Raw genomic sequence first — 19,203 nt, forward strand, 5'->3', positions numbered from 1 at the left:
ATCGGCTGAACAGCCAGACGCCGCGCAAGCGATCGAAAGGGAGTGTTCCCGCTCATGGTCAATGTCACTGAGGGCTTCGGCTCGAGCATCCTGGGCTATCCGAGAATTGGGCCGCATCGGGAACTCAAGCGGGCGCTGGAAGCCTACTGGCATGGTGGCATCGGACGCGACGAACTGTTGTCGGTGGGCCGCGACATCCAGGAGCAGCAGTTCAGTGAGCTGGCTGCCACCGGTCTGACCCAGGTTCCCGGCAACACCTTCTCGTTCTACGACCACGTGCTGGACAACGCGCTGCTGTTCGGCGCGGTGCCCAAGCGGTTCGAGCCGTACCGGGACGGGCTGGATCCGCTGGACTTCTACTTTCTGATGGCGCGCGGTAGACCCGATCTGCCGCCGCTGGAGCTGGTCCGGTTCTTTGGCACCAACTACCACTACCGCCAACCAGAACTGGCTGACGATACCGAGTTTTCGCTGCACCCCGAGGCCCTGCTCGATGAATTCGATCGGGCGAAGGCGCGCGATATCGAGCTGCGGCCGGTGGTCCTCGGCCCGTTGTCGCTGCTGCTGCTGTCGAAGGTCGGGCACCTTCCCGGTGAGCCGGGCGATGTCGAGCCGCTGAGCCTGCTGGACCGGCTGCTCCCGGTCTACGAGGAGCTGTTCGAGATCCTCGCCAAGCGTGGCGCCACCTGCGTGCAGTTGGACGAGCCCGCGTTCACCAGCGAGCGCACGCCCGCCGAACTGGCCGCCTTCGAGGCTGCCTATCACCGGCTGTCGAAGGCGCCGCTGCGTCCACGCATCCTGGTCACCGGCCAGTACGGCGATTTCGGCGAGGCGCTGACCATCCTCGCGGGCACCGGCGTCGAGGCGATCGGTCTCGACCTGGCCAGCCACCGGATCCGGCCGGAAGATTTGGCCGAGGTGCCTGGCATTCGCCGCAAACGTCTGTACGCGGGCGTGATCAGCGGCCGCAACGTGTGGCGCGCCGACCGTTACGTGACGCTGGAATACCTCACCGAGCTCGCTCGAGTGTGCCCCGACCTGGTCGTCTCAACCGGTACGACACTGCTGCACGTGCCCTACGACCTGCTGGTCGAATACGACATCGAGGGCCATGTCGCCGATCGGCTCGCCTTTGCGAAACAAAAGGTGGGCGAGGTGGTTTCGCTCGCGAAGGCGCTTACCGAGGGCGCTTCGGACAAGTGGCGCAAGCGTCCGACCGAGGTGCACTTCAAGCAGAAGCACGCGGTGCGGCAACGGGTCTACGCCATCACGCCGGACATGCGGTCGCGCGAGCCATACGAGGTGCGCAGGCAGGCGCAGCAGCGCACGCTGAATCTGCCCCCGGTGCCGGCGACCACGCTCGGATCCTTCCCACAGACCGATCGAATCCGTCAGGCGCGCCACGACCTCGGTGAAGGTCGGCTGTCCTATCCGGATTACCGCAAGCGGATCGAGGCCGAGATCGAGGCGACGATCCGGTTGCAGGAGAACATCGGCCTCGACGTGCTCGTGCACGGCGAGCACGAACGCAACGACATGATCCAGTACTTCGCCGAGCTGCTCGACGGTTTCGCGACCACCCACTTCGGCTGGGTGCAGGTGTACGGATCCCGCTGTGTGCGGCCGCCGATCCTCTACGGTGACGTGTCGCGGCCCGCGCCGATGTCGGTGGAGTGGATCAGCTATGCGCAGTCGTTGACCGGTAAGCCGGTCAAGGGCATGGTGACCGGGCCGGTCACCATGATCGCGCGGTCGTTCGTCCGCCAGGACCAGCCGTTGCACGAGACCGCCGACCAGGTGGCGTTGGCGATCCGGGACGAGGTGGTGGACCTGGAGAAGGCGGGCATCGCGATAATCCAGGTCGACGAGCCCGCGATCCGTGAGATGCTGCCGCTGCGACCGGTGGGCCGGGCGGAGTACCTGCGCTGGGCGGTCGACGCGTTCCGCCTCGCTACCTCCGGTGTACAGGCGCAGACCCAGATCCACACGCACATCGGCTATTCCGGACGCGCCGAGGTGGTCGAGGCGATCGAGGAGCTCGACGCCGACGTCACGGCGATCGTGGCGACCCGCTCTATCGACTGGGTGCTCCGGGCGCTGCGGGAGGACTGCCATTCGGGACACGGACTAAGCCACGGCGTCGGCCCCGGTGTGTACGAGAGCCGTTCCGCGCGCATCCCGGACATCGAGGAACTCGACGCATCGCTCACCGCCGCAGCGGAAGCGGTGACACCGGAGCGGTTGTGGGCCAATCCGGATGGCGGTCTGAAGACGCGCCACTACTGGCAGTTGGAGCCCTCACTCCGAAATCTGGTCGCCGCGGCGCGCCGGGTCCGCAGGCGGTTCGAATCGACTCCGTGAGGTGGGGCAGCGATCACCCACTGATCGGCAGAGAGGCGAGCATGGCGAGCACCTCGGTCGCGGCGTTGGCGACAGCGGCGAGTTCGGCCGAGGCCAGTGCGGCCGCGGTGGCGGTACGGAAGTCCGTGAACAGTGCGACGCAGGCCGCGGCCGCCGCGTGGTCGGCGGGGGTGAGATCGGCAGTGGATTGCCATACGGCGGTGGCGATCAGTTCGTGTAGCCAGTTCAACAACTCGAGCCGCAACGGTTGCGGTTCTGGCGTCCAGCGAACGGCGCTGGTGTAAGTCACATCGGTGCGCTCGTGCAAGAGGGCGCCGAGCACGACGACGGCGGCGGGGGCGGTGCAGGAATAGATCGAATCATGATGCAGGACAGTGGAATATAGGTATTCCATGCTGCGCGACTGATCTTCGGTCGCGGTGCTGATCAGGTCGGCGAGCAGCTCCGGAGCGTCGGTCGCACAACCGTGGGCATGGTCGAGTCGGGCCCAGTCGGTCTCGCGCAGCACGGTCGCGGCGCGTTCATGGAAGATCGGCGCGATCGCGGCCGCCGCCCGTGCGCGGACTTCCAGCTCGGTCGAATTCAGTGCCCGCTGGAAGGCGTCCAGCGCCGCCGCGGTGTCGCCCAGTTTGCTGCTGAGCACGCCGACGTCGAAACTGGCCCGCGCGGCGACCGAGTCGTCGCCCGAATCGACCAGGTAGCGACTGATGTCCCTGGCGCCGGCCAAATCCCCGGCCTCGCTCAGATGCTGGACGAGGTCGCCCGCAAGGACGATCGCCTGATCGTGCGGCCAACTATCGATGGCAGCGCGGTAGGCGCGGCGCACGCCGGCCAGATCGTCTTCCGCGCGCAGCAGATAGGCCAGATTGGACAGGGCCAGGCGGGCGATCTCGCCGGGGCCGAAGGCGATCGCGTGTTCGTAGGCCGTCAGCGCGGTATCGGAACTCGAGTGCTCGGCCAGCGAATAGCCGAGATTGATCCAGGCACGTGGCGCCGCATCGGGATGCCCGGAAGCGGCGGCGAGCTGGTACATCGCTTCGGCGCCCGCGGTATCGCCGCGTTGGGCGAGCAGCACGCCGAGGTTGTAGGCGGCGCGCGGCGCCGCGTCGGTGTGGCCGGAAGCGACGGCCAAGCGGTAGGCCGCCTCGGCCTCCGTGGTGTCGTCTGTCGCGCTGAGCAGACCACCCAGTTCCGCGGCGGCCAGCGGCGCCCAGTCCGGATGCCCGGAAGCGATAGCTGCGTGGAACGCCTCGCGCGCGGCCGCCACGTCGTTGCGCCTGCGGTGCATCTGGCCGAGGTCGAAGGCGAGGTCCGGCGGCCGCTCCAGCATTGTCCCCATCCCCAGCCTCGGCACCGATCGGTGCGAATCGTCTTCGAAGAATTTCTACTCGGATGGCGAGCCGGTGGCCACCCGTGGTGACATGCCGGTCGAATCTGCGGTCCCGGTGGCGATATGGCACATGCTGGAGCGATGGCGATCCTGCTCGCGCTGGTCTCGATGTGCTCGACGCTGCTCGGCGGGTTCGTCGCGCTGCGGATCGGGGAGCGCAGGCGGTTGGTACTCGGGTTGGCGGCGGGCGTGATGCTCGGGGTGGTCTTCTTCGATCTGCTGCCCGAGGCGCTGGCCGAGTCGGTGCAGCCGGTGCACGGGGTGCCAGTCGCGCTGGTCGCGACCGTGGCCGGGTTCTTCACCGTCCACCTGATCGAGCGGTCGATGGCCGTCCATCGCGGGCACGAAGGGGAGTACGGGGTGCATGCGCACCGCTTACAGTCGATGGGGCTGCTCGCGGCGTCCGGGCTGGTGTTCCACAGCCTGCTCGACGGCATCGGGATAGGGCTCGGATTCCAGGCGGGGGCGTCGGTCGGTGTCGCGGTGGCCGTCGCCGTGATCTGCCACGACTTCGCCGACGGCTTCAACGCGTTCACTATTCCGACGTTGTACGGCAACGCCCATACCCGGGCGCTGGTGGTGCTGGGGCTGGATGCGCTGGCGCCGGTGGCGGGCGCGGTGCTCGGCACCGTCATCCACGTGCCGGCCGACCTGGCCGAGCTGTATCTGGGGTACTTCGCGGGATTCCTGCTCTACCTGGCCACCGCCGATATTCTCCCCGAGGCGCACGCAGGTCGGCCGTCGCGCTGGGTGTTGCTGTACACGGTTGTCGGTGCCGCACTCATGTTCGTCGTCGCGGCGTTGAACAATTGATCGCAGGTCCAGCGGATGCGTGCGAACCGCGAGGTGTCGCGCGATCGTCGGCTGACCGGGCCTTGTCCGGGTCGACCAACCATTGGAGAAGAGTTCGCCTCGCGGTCCGCCGGATGGCGCCGAGTTTGCCGTGATCGCGCACTGGATTCCGTGTGCCGAAAGAGTTCTCACGGTGTGGGTGGTGTGTGGGTGCCGGACAGATGGTTGCTCAATCGGCTGAGCCACTTCCGGTGCGGCTGCGGGGGCTCGGGCCGGTCGACATGGAAATCTTGCTGGACGTCGTAGCGGCGGATATACGCGCTGGAGAACGCCTGGACCGTCGCCGTCACCGGAATGGCGAGCAGCGCGCCGGTCGCGCCGAGTATCGCCGCGCCGGCCAGCACCGCGCCGAAGGCGACGGCCGGGTGCATGTTCAGCGTGGTCGCGGTGATGCGCGGTTGCAGCACATAGTTTTCGAACTGCTGGTAGAGCAGGATGAAGCCGAGAATCCACAGCGCGGTCGTCGGGCTGTGCACCAACGCGACGATCACCGGGAGCGCACCCGCGAGATACGTGCCGACGGTGGGGATGAACTGCGAGACCACGCCGACCCAGAGCGCGAGCGCGAACGCGGAGGGAACGTCCAACACCCGTAGCGCGATGTAGTGCGCAAGTGTCGCGATGAGCGCGAGCAGACCGCGCGAGAAGATGTAGCCGCCGGTCTTAGCCACCGCGATGTCCCAGGCGCGCAACACATGTCGCTGTCGACGCGGCGGTAGGAGCGAGCACACGGCATGGCGGAAGTGCGGGCCGTCGGCGGCGAAATAGTAGGTGAACAGCAGGATGCCGAGGCCTTGGAAGATCGCACCGAGCGCGGCGGTGCCGATGCCCCACACATTGCCCGCCAACCCGGTCAGGTAGCCCTCCAAGGTGGAGCTCCAGTCGGTGGCGTACTTCTCGACATCGGTGCCCGACAGCTCGGTATCGAACGTGTGGTTGATCCAGTCGACGACCTGATCGACGTAGTCGGGCGCGTTCTGCACCAGTGTGGTGACTTGATCGACCAGTAGCGCGCCGAGCGTCCACCCGAATGCGATGACGAGGGCGATCAGGGCCAAGAACACCAATCCGGTCGCGGGGCCGCGGCGCATCCCACGTCGGGCCAGCCAGTTGACGGCGGGCTCGATGGCGAAGGCGAGGAACAGCGAGACGAGCAGGACGGTCAGCAGGCCCTGCAATTTCTGCAACACCCAGAAGCCCGCGACCAACCCGGCGACCGTCGCCGCGGCGAGTAGGAACGCGCGCAGCAACCACGGCGGTGGGCTGTTGGGCTCGTCGGAGGTGACCGCCGCCGGGTCTGCGGGCGAGTCGCCGCGTTGTGTCGTTTCGTCCTTTTTCTCCGCAGACACACGGTCAACGTACCCATGCCTCGACCGGTTCGGGGCACCGACATGCGCGAGCGCGCCGATCGGGCGACGTGTGTCACATGGTTGCGACGTCGATCACGAACCGGTAGCGCACGTCGCTGGCCACGACGCGGTCGTAGGCGCCGTCGATCTCGTCGGCGGAGATCAATTCGATCTCGGCGCCGATGCCATGCTCGGCGCAGAAGTCCAGCATCTCCTGCGTCTGCGCGATACTGCCGATCATCGAGCCGGCCAGTGCGCGCCGATAACCGGCCAGGGTGAAGGGCCGGACGCTCAACGGATTCTCGGGGAGGCCGAGGATCACCAGGGTGCCGTCCAGGTTCAGCAGACGCAGGTAGTCGTCCAGCGGCAAATTCGCCGAGACGGTATTGAGAATCAGGTCGAACCGACTGCGCAGTTCTCGGAAGGTCTGCTGGTCACTGGTCGCGTAGTAGCTGCTCGCGCCGAAGAGTTTGCCGTCATCCTGCTTGCTCAGCGAATGGCTGAGCACGGTGACCTCGGCGCCCAGGGCTGCCGCGATTTTCACGCCGACGTGCCCGAGCCCGCCCATGCCGATGATCGCGACCTTCTTGCCCGGCCCGGCGCCCCAGTGTCGCAACGGTGAGTACAGCGTGACGCCCGCGCACAGCAGTGGTGCCGCGATGTCGAGCCCGATGCCATCAGGGATCCGGACGACGAAATCCTCGGTCACCACGACCTGCGTGGAGTAGCCGCCGAGCGTGTGCCCGCCGGGCTGCGCCGCGGCATCGACCGCGGTGTTGTAGGTCATCGTCGCACCCGCGGTGCAGTACTGCTCCTCGTCGGCGAGGCACGCCACGCAGACTCCGCAGGAGTTCACCATGCACCCGACGCCGACACGGTCGCCGACCTGATGTCTGCTCACCGTTGACCCCACCGCGGCGACCACACCCGCGATTTCGTGTCCCGGCACGCAGGGGTAGTTGGTCGCGCCCCATTCGTTGCGCGCGGTGTGAATGTCGGAGTGGCAGATGCCCGCGTACTTGATGTCGATCAGTACATCGCGCGGACCCAGGTCCCTGCGCTCGATCGTCACCTTCTCGAATGAGCCATTAGGTGCGGATACGGCATAAGCGGCAGCTGTCCTCATAGAGATATGCATACCGTCGCATAGGTGCGGTTGCCAAAAAACCACGGGCACCGGCGCGCCGGACCTGGTGTCGGCCACCGCCGCGGGCGACGCGGATCCGACAAACGGCGTGCTTCGCGATCCCCGGCGAAGATCTCCGGCCCACAATGGAAATGGTCAGCGGTTCAGCCGAAACGGGAGAACCATGGGCAAGCAGGCGATCAGGGCACGGTCGGGTGGCGGACGCGTCCTCGTGATGATTGTCACCATCCTGCTGGTCGTGGCCGCTTTCCTCGACTATCGCGGCGAACCGCCGAGCCGGACCGGGGCCGAGGCCTCGGCCGCGATAGCGCCGGCCCCGTCCAATCCGCTCGATCCGGTGTCCGTCACGGCGGCCATGCGCCCGGCGCTGGTCAACATCAGCGCGTCCACCAAGCCGTTCGGGCTCGGCGCGGCCGGCTCCGGCATCGTGCTCAGCGCGGACGGCGAAGTGCTCACCAGCCATCATGTGATCAAAGGTGCGGACACCGTGACGGTCACCGATGTGGGCAACGGCAAGATCTACGACGCCGTGGTGCTCGGCTACGACTCCGGCGCCGACATCGCGGTGCTCGACCTTTCCGCCGCGTCGGAGCTGACGACCGCCACTCTCGGCAACTCGGCCGACCTGCGGGTCCACGACGAGGTGATGGCGATCGGCAACGCGGGCGGGACCGGCGGCGCCCCGACCGGCGTCCAGGGCCGCATCACCAACCTCGACAGCGCCATCGTGGCGCTCAACGTCGGCGATCTGTCCCAGAAGGCGCTCAGCGGCATGCTGGAGGTGGCGGCGGGGGTTACCTCGGGCCAGTCCGGCGGGGCGCTGGTCGATCGGAAGGGAGCCGTGGTCGGCGTGATCGCGGCGGCATCGGGCGAGTCGACCGGCGCGGACGGCCACCCGGCGAACGGCTATGCGGTGCCGATCGACACGGCTATGCGGGTGGTCCACCAGATCCGTTCCGGAACCCCGACCGACACTGTGCACGTCGGCCCGACCGCCACCCTCGGCGTGATCACCTCGAACGCGTTGCCTACCGGCACCGGCGCCCGCGTGGACGCCGCGGTCCACGGGATGCCTGCCCATACCGCCGGACTCGGTACCGGCGACGTGATCACCTCGGTCGACGGTCGGGTTATCGACACCGCTCATGCCTTGCGGGTCGCCCTGAACGGGCACCGACCGCACGACACCGTCCGCCTGACCGTCACCGGCGCGGGCGGACAGCGCACGCTGGCGGTGGTGCTGGCCGTAGGCCCGCCGAACTGATTCGTCGGATCAGGCCAGCGACAGCCAGTAGTCCTGGAAGTGCAGGAACACCAGCAGCAGCACGACTGCGTAGAACAGCGCGACGATGGTCCACCGCCACTGGGCGATCACGCCGAGCGGGCCGCGTGCTCGCCCCCATAGTTGGTCGGTGATCACCGCGAGCACCGGCGTGATGATCGCCCAGACGACCATGCAGTACGGGCACAGCGCATTGATCCGGTAGAGGCTCTGGAAGATCAACCAGCAGATGAAGCCGACGCCGAATGCCGTGCCCAGCCACAGCCCGCCCCAGATCCAGCGCGGGAAGCCCACCCCGGCCACCGACAGCACTCCGAGCGTGACCACGACGGAGAACCCGACGACGCCGATGAGCGGGTTGGGAAATCCGAACACTGCGGCCTGATCGGTCACCATCACCGATCCGCAGGACAAAATCGGGTTGATACTGCACGACGGCGTGTAGCCGGGATCGGTGAACAGTTTGAACCGTTCGACGGTCAACGCCACCGAAGCCAGCCAGCCGGCGAGCCCGCCGATCAACAGAACCCACGCCGCCCGCGGCGCTGTGGTGATCACTTGGCTGCGGCGGCTATCGCGGGCGCGAGACCGCCGGGAGTGAAGATCTCCTGGTTCGATTCGATCTTCCTGCCGTTGACGAAGACCGACGGAGTCGACTGGATGCCGCTTTCCATCACGTCCCTGGTACGAGCCTGCACGTACTTGTTGTACTTGCGGTCGGAGATGCACTGGGCGAGCGCGGCGTCGGTGTAGCCGGTGTCCTTGGCGGTCTGGATCATCTTGTCGTCGGGCAAGCCGCTACCACCCTCGGGGGGCTGCTGGGCGAACATCGTGGAAAGCCAGGCCTGGTATTTCGTCGGGTCGGACTCGGCGACGCAGTAGGAGGCGTTCGCCGCGCGTGAGGAGTACTGCGAGGTGGAGGCTTTGTCCAGGAACGCGATGATGTTGTATTCGACGGCGGCTGTGCCTTTGTTCACCGCGTCGGCGAGCACCTGCGCGTTGGCCGCCTCGAAGGCTTTGCACGCGGGACACTGCAAGTCGGCGACGACGCGCACGGTGACCTTCGCGTCCGGCTTGCCGATCCGGATGGCGCCGTTGTCGGTGATCGACCCGACCACGCCCGACGGGTTCGGGTTGGCGGTCGCGGCGATCGACGGGGTGGGGCCTGGATCGTCCTTTCGTGCCTTTTTCACGGCGATACCGATACCGATCGCCGCGACCAGCGCTATGAGGACGGCGGCGACGGCCACCTGGATGAAGATATTGCGGTTGCGGTCGGCGCGTTCCGCCGCCAGCAGCGGATTCTTCTTCCCACCCGGTTTCCTGCTCACCGTGAGTTCACCACGCCTTTCGCTTGCCTGCCGGTTCCTGCCGCCACGATGGTAGATCCGGGAATACATCTCCGGGTGATCGGGCCACGGCCCACATCATCGTGGGTGAACCTGAGAGGCAGCGAAATATCGGTTGTGTAGACGCGTGGTGTCGTCGCCCGGTCGCGTCGGCGAACGCGCCCTAGAGCTGCGTGAGCCGCCGCTGCTGCTCTTCGACGTCGAATTTCGGCGGGGGCCAGTCGAGGTCCAGCCGGCCGAGCGCGTCGATGAGTAGCTCGGTGACCGCGAGCCGCGCGAACCACTTGCGGTCGGCGGGCACCACGTACCAGGGCGCGTGCTCGGTGCAGGTGCGATCCAGCATCGCCTGGTATGCCTCGTGATAGGCGGGCCAGAACGCGCGCTCGTCGAGGTCGGCCGGTGTGAACTTCCAGTACTTGTTCGGGCGCTCCAGCCGTGCGGCCAGCCGCCTCTTCTGTTCGTCGAGCGAAACGAACAAGGCGACCTTCACCAGCGTGATGCCTTCATCCGCCAGTTCGCGCTCGAAGGCGTTGATCTCGTCGTAACGCGATTCCCACACCGTGCGCGACACCAGGTTGTGCACCCGCACGACCAGCACATCCTCGTAGTGCGAGCGGTCGAACACACCGAGCTGACCAGCACGCGGCAGCGCCTCGCGGATGCGCCACAGATAGTGGTGGCGCTTTTCTTCCGCTGTCGGCACGCCGAAAGCGGCGTGGTCGACGCCCTGGGGGTCCACCGAGCCGATGACGTGCCGGACGATGCCGCCTTTGCCCGCGGTGTCCATACCCTGCAACACGAGCAGCACGCTGCGGCGGTCGCCGGAGCGCCCGTTGGCGTAGAGCTTCTCCTGCAGATCCGACAGCACCAGGACGCGCTCCGCGAGCAGCGCGGTGCCCGACAGCTTGTCGCCGGTGAACCCCGGCAACCCGGAGGTGTCCAACTCGGCGATCCGTAACCCGTCCGCTTTCAGGGCGTCGGTAACCGCAACAGCCCATAGTTTCGCCATGCCCTACACCTAATCACCGATCGCAAGCACGACATCGAGAACCGGCGGCGACAAGCCGGTACCCACCCACGCAGCGCCCGCCCCGTCACACCCCGGCGAGGCGCAGGAGTTGTGCGGCGAATTCCTCGTCGGAGACCGGAGTGAGAACGAGGTCGTGTGCGGTGGCCAGCAGGTAGCGGCCGTCGTTGGTGAAGTCGAGCCAGGTGCGGTGGCGAGTAGGCGGCGACATCGGGTTGTCCGGTTCCACGGTGACGGTGATGAAGCCGCGCGCGTCGACCGGTTTGCGCAGGGTCTGGCGGAACCGCGCCGCGCCGCGCTCGCTGGTGGTGGTGACGGCTTCGGGATGGTCAGGGCTCAGTACCGCTTCTTGCGGCTCGCGCATCGGGCCGAGTCGACCCGGCTGCGCTGAGCCGATGATCTGTACCAGGCGTTCCCCCAGTGCGCGTGTGTGGCACATCAGGACGGTCACTTTGTCGGGGGTGGCGATCAGAATGCCCGCGTGGTTGTGCACCACTGCCGCGAAAGCCAGAATTCGATCGGGGTCGCCCACGATGTCATTGTTGTGCGCTGCTGTCGAGCGCTCGCCGGAGATGGTGATCGTGGTGGCGTCGCCGCGGGCGCAGAGTATCAGCGCGGCGGCCAGGTCGGGGTCTGTTTGGCGGGCGAACCGCTGTGGCAAACGCAGCGCGCGGTAATCCGATTCGGTGCGCACGGTGGCCGACGGGACTATGTTGATCGGGTACGGTCTCCGGTCCAGGCCTGTTTCGTTCGCCCAGACGTGCGTGAATTCGTCCGGGGTGAGCACCCATTTCACCGCGTGCCGCCTCCGCGGCAGGGGCCGGGATCAGGCGATGCGCCAGTGTCTGCCGCCGGACCTTCCTGCGGTCGAGGAAACTGCGGAACATGGTCGCCAGAGGCAGGCATGGTCGGGGTGTAAACGTAGGTCATCGTGTCCCGGACATCCGCCTCGATGTCGGCCGCCGCACTGTCGTGATCCATCCTACGTTTTCCGCCGTACACCGCCTCGGCAGCCGGGTCGTCCAGCGGCCGATACCGCTGCGGTGCCGGGATCGCGCCCCGGATCGTTTGCGCGGCATCGCCATTCAACTCCATCAGGCGCGCCACCGCGCGCAACACATCATGCGCCTCGGTGCTCGCACCGACGAATTCCCTTGTCGCACGCACCGCGGCGTCCGCGGCGCGGCCGGACCAGCGCGCGAACTCGCGGTTCGTGGCGTCGGAGAAGACTTGGAACGCTTCGGCGACTGCGTGGGCATTCGCCTGCCACGCCTGCGCGGTCCTGCCGAGTGCAGCCGGATCGAGCTCTTCGTGCACCATGTCCCAGATCTGCTGATGGGTGTAGGCGCCGAACAGTTCCCGATCCGGCGCGAAGGCGGGGTCGGTTGCCCCGCCGGTGAACCCGGCGAGTTCTCGCCGGATACCGTCGGCAGCGGCGCGGGCTGCAGAGTCTGCCATATTTTCCCCCTCAGTCGCTCTCGGCGCGGATAGGCGTGCTCATTACGGCGCCAGGTACTCGGTGACCAGCGTGAGCGCCGCCTGGTTCGCGGCCTCGGCGTCGGCGATCCGATTGGCCGCTGCCAGGTACGCGGCCTTGAACAGCAGCGCCGTCTCCTGGAACGCGGCGAGGGTGTCCAGATACTGCCTCCCCTTGTCCTCGAATCCGCGGGTGAGGCCGTGTCCGGTCGGTAGGTCGGGAAAGCCGGTCACGGTGGTGACGAGATGTCCGTCGGCCATCGCCCGATGGAGGTCGTCGACCAGTTTGTCGCATGCCGCGGCGAGGTTTTCGGCGACCGCGGTGTCCAGTTCGAAGGGCGCGCCGCCGCCTTCACTGACGGCCGCCGCGTACAGCTTTCGTGCCGTCCCCTGCCCGGTATCGGGTACAGCCATCGGGAAGCCCCTTCCGCTCGGTCCTGCATGTACCGCGCTGTACTGGTCCGGCAACTCTAGCTCTCGGTAATACCTTGTGGGACAGGCTCGGTACGGGCCTTCGGTGCACGGCCACGCCGTTGTTAGACTGGTAGATGGTCGGAGGGCGGTGTTCGCGGCGGAAGGCGACCGGTGGCCGAAATCGACGATGTACTCCCGAAATATCTTCGAATCTCGCGGCATCTCCGTGACCGGATCGAGTGCGGTGACCTTGCTCCCGGCGCCGAAGTACCCTCTGAGCGGGAACTCGCCGCACGCTGGAAGGTCGCCCGCCCCACCGCGGCCAAGGCACTGAACGTCTTACGGCGGCAAGGCGTCGTGGAATCACGACGCGGGTCGGGAACCTACGTAGCCGATCGCGCTGCTCTGATGCGCGAGCACGAACCGAGGTACGTGACGTCTTTCGCGGTGGATGAGTCGGTGACGGCGCTGGAAACGGCGATGGTCGCGGGCCCGCGCGCGGTCACCGATGCGCTCGGATTGTCGCGGGACAGTGCGGTGGTCATGCGAAAGCGGTTGATCGCCAACGACTCCGGTCCAGAGTTGGTGACGTCCTGGTTCCCCGGTCGGTTCGCCGAGTTCGCCGTTCGGCTGCTGGACACCGAGCGATTGCCCGGCGGAACGCTAGGCTACCTGGAGTCCACCCTCGGGCGTGGCGCCGTGATGATTCGAGAGCGGGTCTCTGCGCGCTTGCCGACAGCCGCCGAACGCCGACATCTCACGTTGCCGCGACCTGCTGCGGTATTGGTCCGGCACCGCAGTGTCCATGATGCCGACGGGGTGGCGATCGAGTTCGACGAGGTGATCCACCCGCCCGGCCACTGGGTACTCCAGCATGAGTATCCCACCAGCTCAACGGCCATTTTCCGCCGTTGACACCCGCGGATCGCCAGTGGCATAGTCCACTTGTCGGAAGTGTCGAAGGGTGGGGAGTGCGCGATGTCCGATCAGTTGACTATCGGTAGTTGGGTCATGGTGGGAGAACAGTGCTCTGTCCGACTGGCGCCGCCGACCCGAGACAATTGCCTTTCCTTCCTTTTCGAAAGCAGCGGAACAGAATTCGAACTCGCCCTGTCCCCGGATATTCTCCGCCGTATGGTCGCCCTCGGCGGGGTGTCTCCAGTTCCCTGACCCCCCTCGGTCACGCCGTCGCATACTGCGGGTGTGGTATCCGGGCTCGAGCGAAGTGCGAACGGCCCCTGGCTCGAAGCGAGACGGCAGCATCAGCCGCAGGGGCCGTTCTTACCCTGTGGTCACCACGTGTCCTGCCGCTCAGGCGCGTTCGACGGTGATCGTCATGCCGGCCGTTCGCAGTCGATCGGTAAGGGCGTTGCCCATCGCAGCGGCTGGTGTGAGGATTCCCGCCTGGCTGGGCGGCTGGTCGGAGTCGAACGCAAGACACAGCCCACTCTCGCCGAGCATAACCGCCGTGGCTTGGTAGCCGGGGTCACCGGTACCGAAGAAGGTCGACACATATTTCGCACCCGAGCTGGTATGCGCGAATGTCTTCATACTGAACCAACCACTCTCACGCACCTTTTCGCTCGGTCCGGTACCCGGCTTGGGCAGCACTCGGTCCAACAACTTGCGGCCCGCCGACGCCCGCGAGAGCAGTGCCCCTACTGTCATGCCCGCGACGATGCCGCCCGCCATTCCTGCCGCGATGAGCGGCGCGACCCGCGACTTCCCGGCGCTCATCACCTCGCGGTAGCGGAAATTCTTGCCGTAAACCCAGCCGAGCAGTCCGTTGGTGCGGCGCACGATCTTGGTGTTGTGCGAGGCCATGACGAAGGTGCCCACCCAGCCGTCCAAGCTCGGGTCGATCGCGCTCGCCCGTGACAGCGCCTGATCGGACTGGCGGCCGACATCCGGATCCATCGACTTGTCCGGGCTGAGCGAATACGGATGTGACAGTACCGATCCCTTGGCCGGGTCGGCGGCGATCGTCTCCATCATGGCTCGCCCGGAATCGATGGTGGCACCGCTGACCCCGCCCTTCAGCGCGGCCACCAGGGTGGTGTCGGTGAGTTCCCCGGTGTTGTCCTCGATCGTGCGGCGGTAGAGTTGGTACACGCTCAGGTCGGACGGAATCGAGTCGTAACCACAGGAATTCACGATCTTCGCGCCCGTCTGGACGGCCTGCTCATGGTGGGCGTCGATGGCGTCGCGGATGAACAGCGGCTCACCGGTGAGGTCGGCGTAGTGGGTTCCGCTCTTGGCGCACGCCGCGACCAGGGGCAGCCCGTAGCGCAGGTAGGGGCCGACGGTGGTGACGACCACCTTGGTCCGCGCGGCCAACTCGTCCAGCCCGGCCTGATCGGTCGAGTCGGCCACCACCATGCCCCAGCCGGCGGCTTTCGGCCCGAGTTCGTCGCGAACGGCGGTGAGTTTGTCCAGCGATCGCCCGGCCAGCGCGATGCGGGCCGATTCCGGTGCGGCGCCGACGAGGTACTGTGCGGTCAGTTTGCCGACGAAACCGGTCGCGCCGAACAGGGTGAGGTCGAATTCGCGAGTGTCTGCCATGGTTTCCGTTCTGGGGTCGAGCCGCCTGTCCGGCGGCTACTTCGTGGAGTTCGTTCGCAACCGCGCCCGCTTCGGCGCGAAGGCCGGATGGTTGACAAGCCAGGCACGATGCGCAATACCCAGCTCGGTGACCGGTGGTTCGTCGTAGAGCCATTCCCTGGCGATGCGATGCCAATTCGCGGTCGATCCGAGCTGGCCGAGCATGCCGAAGGTCAGAAAGTCCGCGCGGCGGGAGAACAGGTGCTCCGGCGGCAGGTTCTGCTGTTTCATGCCGGTGAACTCGCCGGCTCTCGGGTCGACCGCGAGCAGGAACGCGCCGCTGGCGAGCTCCGGCGTGATCGTCAGTTCCTCGTCGACCAGACACCATTCCGATGCGGCCAGCACGTATTCCAAGCACTCGTCGGCGTCGATCTCCTGCGGCGAATCGATCACGCCGCGCTGGATCATCAACTCCCGCAGATCTTCCGCGCGGTCCTCAGCGGCAGCGCGCAAGCAGATCAGTTCGAACCGCACGTGTTCGGGATCCATCCGATTGAACAGCCCGAAATCCACAAAACCGACCCGTCCGTCGGCGGCGAGCAGCATGTTGCCCGGATGCGGGTCGCCGCAGAACTCGTTGAACGTGAACAGTGAACCGACGTAGAACCGATAGAGGATCTCGCCGATCCGGTCGCGCTCCGCGGCCGGCAGCTGCCGGATCTCCTCGAAACCCTTGCCCACAACATATTCGGTGACCAGCACCCTGGTGGTGCTGAGCTCAGGTAGTGCGCGCGGCACGACGATGAACGGATGCCCGGCGTAGAGCTCGGAGATCTGCCGCTGGGTGGCGGCCTCGGCCTGATAGTCGAGTTCGCTCTCCATGTTCAGCCGTAGTTCGTCCAGCACGGCGGGAGTCACCCACGGCAGCGCGGACTGTAGCACGCGCCGGAACATGGTGAGGTTCTTCAGATCCGCGCGCACCGCGGCGTCGATGCCGGGGTACTGCACTTTCACCGCGACCTGTCTGCCGTCGTGCAGCCGCGCCCGGTACACCTGGCCGATCGAGGCGGCGGCGATCGGCTCGGACTCGAACTCGCGGAACACCGTGTCCAGCGGCCTGCCGAAATCGTCCTCGATCACCTGGCGCATCGCGCTGAAGGAGACCGTCGGCGCCGCGTTCCGCAGCACGGCAAGGCGCCTCTGGAATCGCTCCCGGTGATCTTCGGGCACCAGATCCAGGTCGAGCACCGACATCATCTGCCCGAGTTTCATCGCCACGCCCTTCATGGTGCCAAGCACCATGACCACCTGTTCGGTGGTGCGCAGCATGGATTCCTCGGCCATTTTCGCTCGGACGGCTTCGGACCTGCCCCGCATGGTCAACCGCGCGCGTTGAGTGCGAAGCACCGATCCGGCTGCGACCGCACCCAGCTTGGTGCCACGAGCAAGCCGTGAGGTCGGTACTTGCTTCGCCATCGAGGTACCTCCGTTGGTAGCTCGCGTGCGCGCATGGCGCCCCGCACCACCGAGTGCGGTACGGGCGGTGCGGCAGCGCACTCGGCGCATCGCTCGGGATTCAGACTAGCCAACGCTTCGGAAATGTCGAGCAGGATGATGAACTTTTGCAAGCAGCCCAGCTAGCGCCTCGGGTGAACCGCCGTGGGGACGACCGATCAGTTCTCCGCGGCGGATTCCGAGGCAGGCAACTGGTGCGGTTGCGCGTTGAACGTCGCGGGCGAGCCGCCCGCCCGTGCCATGCCCTCGATAGCGCTCCAGGCCAGCATGGTCAGGTAGTCGATCACGTCCTCGCGGGCGAGTGACTTGTTGGTCGTCCACCAGTGCGTCGCCAACTGAATACCGCCGACCAGTACATACGATGCCAGTGCGGCGCCCTCGGTCTGGATGCCGCGTTCCCGTGCGCGATCGGTGATGACTGTGCACACCACTTCGGCGAAGAGTTTCTCGAACTCCGCGAGTGAGGACTGGTCGGCCGAACCGTTGCCCATGATGAAGCGGTAGACCTCGGGGTCTTCATCGACGGTGCCGACGTACTCGGCCAAGGCCGAGCGGACCAGTTGGTACTCGTCGGCTTCCAGACTGATCGCGCCGTATACCTTCGGCATCAGCGTGGTTTCGATGAACCGCTGCATGGTCGCGTGGACCAGGTCGTTCTTGTCGGAGAAATACCGGTAGAGGACGGTTTTGGAGACGCCGATCTCGGCGGCGATCTCGTCCATCCCCGCGGTGCTTCCGCGGGCCCGCACGGCGGCCAGGGTGCCGTCGACGAGCTCCTCACGTCGATCGATCTTGTGCTGCCGCCACCGGCGCTTGCGGCCGTCCATCCGGCCGCCGCGCACCGCCGACGGTCGCTCGGCGAACTCGCCGATGTCGACAAGGTCTTCGGTGGACAGCGTGGGCTCCCTCGTTCGTCACTGGTTCGATCGCTACCAGCTTATGTCCCGGCAATCGGTGATTGGGGTGATTGCGGCCGGATGCGGTAGGAACCACACCGTCGGCGCTCGGTCGGCACCGGGCGGGGTGAGTTTCCGGCGTGAACCCGCCTCCGTCTGCGGGGACAGCAGAATGGGTGCATGCAGAAAGTTCCCGGCAACACCGCGGTTCTGGATAGTTACGCCGCGCCCCTCGGCCTCGCCGCGGTGCTCGACGAGGCGGCCAAGCGGCGTGACCTGTGGCGGATGAAGGCGTTCGCCACCGGTCTGCTCGCGCTGGCCACGGCGATCTATCTGTTCTGCCGGTGGATGGAGTCGCGCGGTGCGGGCGGCGACTGGGTCGGGTACCTGCGGGCCGCCTCGGAGGCGGGCATGGTGGGCGCGCTGGCGGACTGGTTCGCGGTGACTGCGCTGTTTCGGCATCCGTTCGGCCTGCCCATTCCACACACCGCGATCATCCGGAAGAAGAAAGACCAGCTCGGGGCTAGTCTCGGCGCTTTCGTCGGCACGAATTTTCTCGCGCCGGAGGTGGTTTCGGCCAAACTGCGCTCTGCGCGGGTCTCCTGGCGAGTCGGGCGCTGGATGGCCGATCCACGGCACGCCGCCCGGGTGGCGCAGGAGAGTTCGACGATCCTGCGCGCGGTGGTCGGTGTGCTGCGGGACGAGGACGTGGAGCAGGTCATCGACAACACCATCGTCAAGCGGATCGCCGAGCCGCAGTGGGGCCCGCCGATCGGGCGGGTGCTCGCCGAGTTGCTCGCCGACAACCGGCAACTTCCGCTACTGGACATGCTTGCCGAACGCGCGCACCAGTGGGCGCTCAGTTCGCAGGAGACGATCGACCGGATCGTGTTGCGGGACGCGCCGCCATGGGCTCCGAAATTCGTCAACATCCTGCTTTCCGAACGGATCTACCGGGAACTGGTCGAGTTCACCTGGAAGATCCGCTCCAACCCGGAGCACGAAGTGCGCCACGCGGCGAATCGGTTTCTCGAGGATTTCGCCGACGACCTGCAACACGACGAGGCCATGATCAAGAAGGCAGAGCGGATCAAGTCGCAGATCATGGGTCGTGAGGAAATCACCGGAATGGCCGAGGCCACCTGGCGTGCGGCCAAACGGCTCATCCTGGAATCGGCCGATGATCCGAACAGCACGCTGCGGCGCAAGGTCGCCGAGAACGTCCAGCAGCTCGGTGAGCGGCTACGCGACGACGCCGATATGCGCGCGAGTGTGGACGGCTGGATCGACCGCGGCGCTCGCTATCTGGTGGAAAACTATGCGAGTGAAATCAGCACTCTGGTCACCGACACGGTGGCCAGGTGGGATGCCGAGGAAGCGAGTAAAAAGATCGAATTGCAGGTAGGCCGGGATCTGCAATTCATCCGCATCAACGGAACGGTCGTCGGTTCGCTTGCCGGGCTGGCGATCTACACGATTTCTCATCTGATGTTCGGCGGCTGACCCGCGGCGCCATCCGATGCTTGCGCGAGTAGCGCTAGCAGAGTGCTTGCAATAGCTAGCACGCTGATTTAGAATCAACCCGTACAACCGCCAGAAGGTGA

17 protein-coding genes are annotated in these 19,203 nt (G+C 66.5%); 5 read left to right on the top strand and 12 right to left on the bottom strand.

Translation table 11 applies throughout. The features are described from left to right. Positions 1–54 precede the first annotated feature (54 nt). Positions 55–2,361 (top strand): 5-methyltetrahydropteroyltriglutamate--homocysteine S-methyltransferase, encoded by a 2,307-nt coding sequence (gene metE / locus AB0C34_RS11165; RefSeq protein WP_357069889.1) that lies wholly within the window; start codon positions 55–57, stop codon positions 2,359–2,361. 13 nt (positions 2,362–2,374) lie between these two features. Here metE and AB0C34_RS11170 read toward each other — a convergent pair whose 3' ends face one another. Continuing rightward, entirely contained in the window at positions 2,375–3,691 is a 1,317-nt protein-coding gene (locus AB0C34_RS11170) for a tetratricopeptide repeat protein (protein WP_357069893.1), read from the bottom strand. Positions 3,692–3,832: 141 nt separating this feature from the next. Between AB0C34_RS11170 and AB0C34_RS11175 the strand changes: the two genes are divergently transcribed. Next, entirely contained in the window at positions 3,833–4,564 is a 732-nt protein-coding gene (locus AB0C34_RS11175; RefSeq protein ID WP_357069896.1) for a ZIP family metal transporter, read from the top strand. A gap of 167 nt (positions 4,565–4,731) precedes the next feature. On the opposite strand, the gene AB0C34_RS11180 is transcribed toward AB0C34_RS11175, so the two are convergent. Together AB0C34_RS11180 and AB0C34_RS11185 are read right to left on the bottom strand one after the other, a co-directional pair. Continuing rightward, the gene (locus AB0C34_RS11180; protein ID WP_357069899.1) at positions 4,732–5,952 is read right to left on the bottom strand and encodes an AI-2E family transporter; all 1,221 of its coding nucleotides are present in this window, start codon (positions 5,950–5,952) and stop codon (positions 4,732–4,734) included. A gap of 73 nt (positions 5,953–6,025) precedes the next feature. Beyond that, complete coding sequence (locus AB0C34_RS11185; protein ID WP_357069902.1) at positions 6,026–7,078, bottom strand: NAD(P)-dependent alcohol dehydrogenase; 1,053 nt, start codon at positions 7,076–7,078, stop codon at positions 6,026–6,028. A 184-nt stretch (positions 7,079–7,262) separates the two neighbouring features. Here AB0C34_RS11185 and AB0C34_RS11190 point away from each other — a divergent pair, with 184 nt between their 5' ends. Then, positions 7,263–8,363: a trypsin-like peptidase domain-containing protein gene (locus AB0C34_RS11190; protein ID WP_357069905.1), complete on the top strand. Its 1,101-nt coding sequence runs from the start codon at positions 7,263–7,265 to the stop codon at positions 8,361–8,363. A 9-nt stretch (positions 8,364–8,372) separates the two neighbouring features. Here the strand turns inward: AB0C34_RS11190 and AB0C34_RS11195 are convergent, their stop codons facing one another. From AB0C34_RS11195 to AB0C34_RS11220, 6 genes are all read right to left on the bottom strand, one after another. After that, positions 8,373–8,939, bottom strand: coding sequence for a vitamin K epoxide reductase family protein (locus AB0C34_RS11195; protein ID WP_357069907.1), 567 nt, complete (start codon positions 8,937–8,939; stop codon positions 8,373–8,375). Further along, complete coding sequence (locus AB0C34_RS11200; RefSeq protein WP_357069910.1) at positions 8,936–9,712, bottom strand: thioredoxin domain-containing protein; 777 nt, start codon at positions 9,710–9,712, stop codon at positions 8,936–8,938. The genes AB0C34_RS11195 and AB0C34_RS11200 overlap by 4 nt, the downstream gene beginning before the upstream one ends. Positions 9,713–9,893: 181 nt before the next feature. Then, positions 9,894–10,739 (bottom strand): polyphosphate kinase 2 family protein, encoded by an 846-nt coding sequence (locus AB0C34_RS11205; protein ID WP_357069913.1) that lies wholly within the window; start codon positions 10,737–10,739, stop codon positions 9,894–9,896. A gap of 85 nt (positions 10,740–10,824) precedes the next feature. Further along, positions 10,825–11,553: an ESX secretion-associated protein EspG gene (locus tag AB0C34_RS11210; RefSeq protein WP_357069916.1), complete on the bottom strand. Its 729-nt coding sequence runs from the start codon at positions 11,551–11,553 to the stop codon at positions 10,825–10,827. Beyond that, a complete protein-coding gene (locus AB0C34_RS11215; RefSeq protein ID WP_357069919.1) occupies positions 11,550–12,215 on the bottom strand; it encodes a hypothetical protein in 666 nt (221 codons plus the stop codon). Before AB0C34_RS11215 ends, AB0C34_RS11210 begins: the two co-directional genes overlap by 4 nt. A 42-nt stretch (positions 12,216–12,257) precedes the next feature. Continuing rightward, positions 12,258–12,647: a hypothetical protein gene (locus AB0C34_RS11220; protein WP_357069922.1), complete on the bottom strand. Its 390-nt coding sequence runs from the start codon at positions 12,645–12,647 to the stop codon at positions 12,258–12,260. A 171-nt stretch (positions 12,648–12,818) separates the two neighbouring features. Here AB0C34_RS11220 and AB0C34_RS11225 point away from each other — a divergent pair, with 171 nt between their 5' ends. After that, positions 12,819–13,562, top strand: a complete 744-nt coding sequence (locus AB0C34_RS11225; RefSeq protein ID WP_357069924.1) for a GntR family transcriptional regulator — start codon at positions 12,819–12,821, stop codon at positions 13,560–13,562. A gap of 396 nt (positions 13,563–13,958) precedes the next feature. Here the strand turns inward: AB0C34_RS11225 and AB0C34_RS11230 are convergent, their stop codons facing one another. From AB0C34_RS11230 to AB0C34_RS11240, 3 genes are all read right to left on the bottom strand, one after another. Continuing rightward, positions 13,959–15,209 carry a saccharopine dehydrogenase NADP-binding domain-containing protein gene (locus AB0C34_RS11230; protein ID WP_357069925.1) on the bottom strand — a complete coding sequence of 417 codons (1,251 nt, stop codon included), beginning with the start codon at positions 15,207–15,209 and terminating at the stop codon, positions 13,959–13,961. Positions 15,210–15,245: 36 nt separating this feature from the next. Then, positions 15,246–16,664 (bottom strand): AarF/ABC1/UbiB kinase family protein, encoded by a 1,419-nt coding sequence (locus AB0C34_RS11235; RefSeq protein WP_357069927.1) that lies wholly within the window; start codon positions 16,662–16,664, stop codon positions 15,246–15,248. Between the two features lie 197 nt (positions 16,665–16,861). Then, on the bottom strand, positions 16,862–17,530 hold the full coding sequence (locus AB0C34_RS11240) for a TetR/AcrR family transcriptional regulator (protein WP_357069929.1): 669 nt from the start codon (positions 17,528–17,530) through the stop codon (positions 16,862–16,864). Between the two features lie 249 nt (positions 17,531–17,779). On the opposite strand from AB0C34_RS11240, the gene AB0C34_RS11245 reads away from it, so the two are divergent. Beyond that, positions 17,780–19,102 (top strand): DUF445 family protein, encoded by a 1,323-nt coding sequence (locus AB0C34_RS11245; RefSeq protein WP_357069931.1) that lies wholly within the window; start codon positions 17,780–17,782, stop codon positions 19,100–19,102. Positions 19,103–19,203 lie beyond the last annotated feature (101 nt).

The organism is Nocardia sp. NPDC049220 (assembly GCF_040647855.1).
Classification (GTDB): domain Bacteria; phylum Actinomycetota; class Actinomycetes; order Mycobacteriales; family Mycobacteriaceae; genus Nocardia.

Coding starts and splice junctions, on each gene's coding strand:
- AB0C34_RS11185 (WP_357069902.1), bottom strand. CDS start 7,078: ATGAGGACAGCTGCCGCTTATGCCGTATCCGCACCTAATGGCTCATTC.
- AB0C34_RS11235 (WP_357069927.1), bottom strand. CDS start 16,664: ATGGCGAAGCAAGTACCGACCTCACGGCTTGCTCGTGGCACCAAGCTG.
- AB0C34_RS11175 (WP_357069896.1), top strand. CDS start 3,833: ATGGCGATCCTGCTCGCGCTGGTCTCGATGTGCTCGACGCTGCTCGGC.
- metE (WP_357069889.1), top strand. CDS start 55: ATGGTCAATGTCACTGAGGGCTTCGGCTCGAGCATCCTGGGCTATCCG.
- AB0C34_RS11190 (WP_357069905.1), top strand. CDS start 7,263: ATGGGCAAGCAGGCGATCAGGGCACGGTCGGGTGGCGGACGCGTCCTC.
- AB0C34_RS11215 (WP_357069919.1), bottom strand. CDS start 12,215: ATGGCAGACTCTGCAGCCCGCGCCGCTGCCGACGGTATCCGGCGAGAA.
- AB0C34_RS11170 (WP_357069893.1), bottom strand. CDS start 3,691: ATGCTGGAGCGGCCGCCGGACCTCGCCTTCGACCTCGGCCAGATGCAC.
- AB0C34_RS11220 (WP_357069922.1), bottom strand. CDS start 12,647: ATGGCTGTACCCGATACCGGGCAGGGGACGGCACGAAAGCTGTACGCG.
- AB0C34_RS11205 (WP_357069913.1), bottom strand. CDS start 10,739: ATGGCGAAACTATGGGCTGTTGCGGTTACCGACGCCCTGAAAGCGGAC.
- AB0C34_RS11245 (WP_357069931.1), top strand. CDS start 17,780: ATGCAGAAAGTTCCCGGCAACACCGCGGTTCTGGATAGTTACGCCGCG.
- AB0C34_RS11230 (WP_357069925.1), bottom strand. CDS start 15,209: ATGGCAGACACTCGCGAATTCGACCTCACCCTGTTCGGCGCGACCGGT.
- AB0C34_RS11240 (WP_357069929.1), bottom strand. CDS start 17,530: ATGGACGGCCGCAAGCGCCGGTGGCGGCAGCACAAGATCGATCGACGT.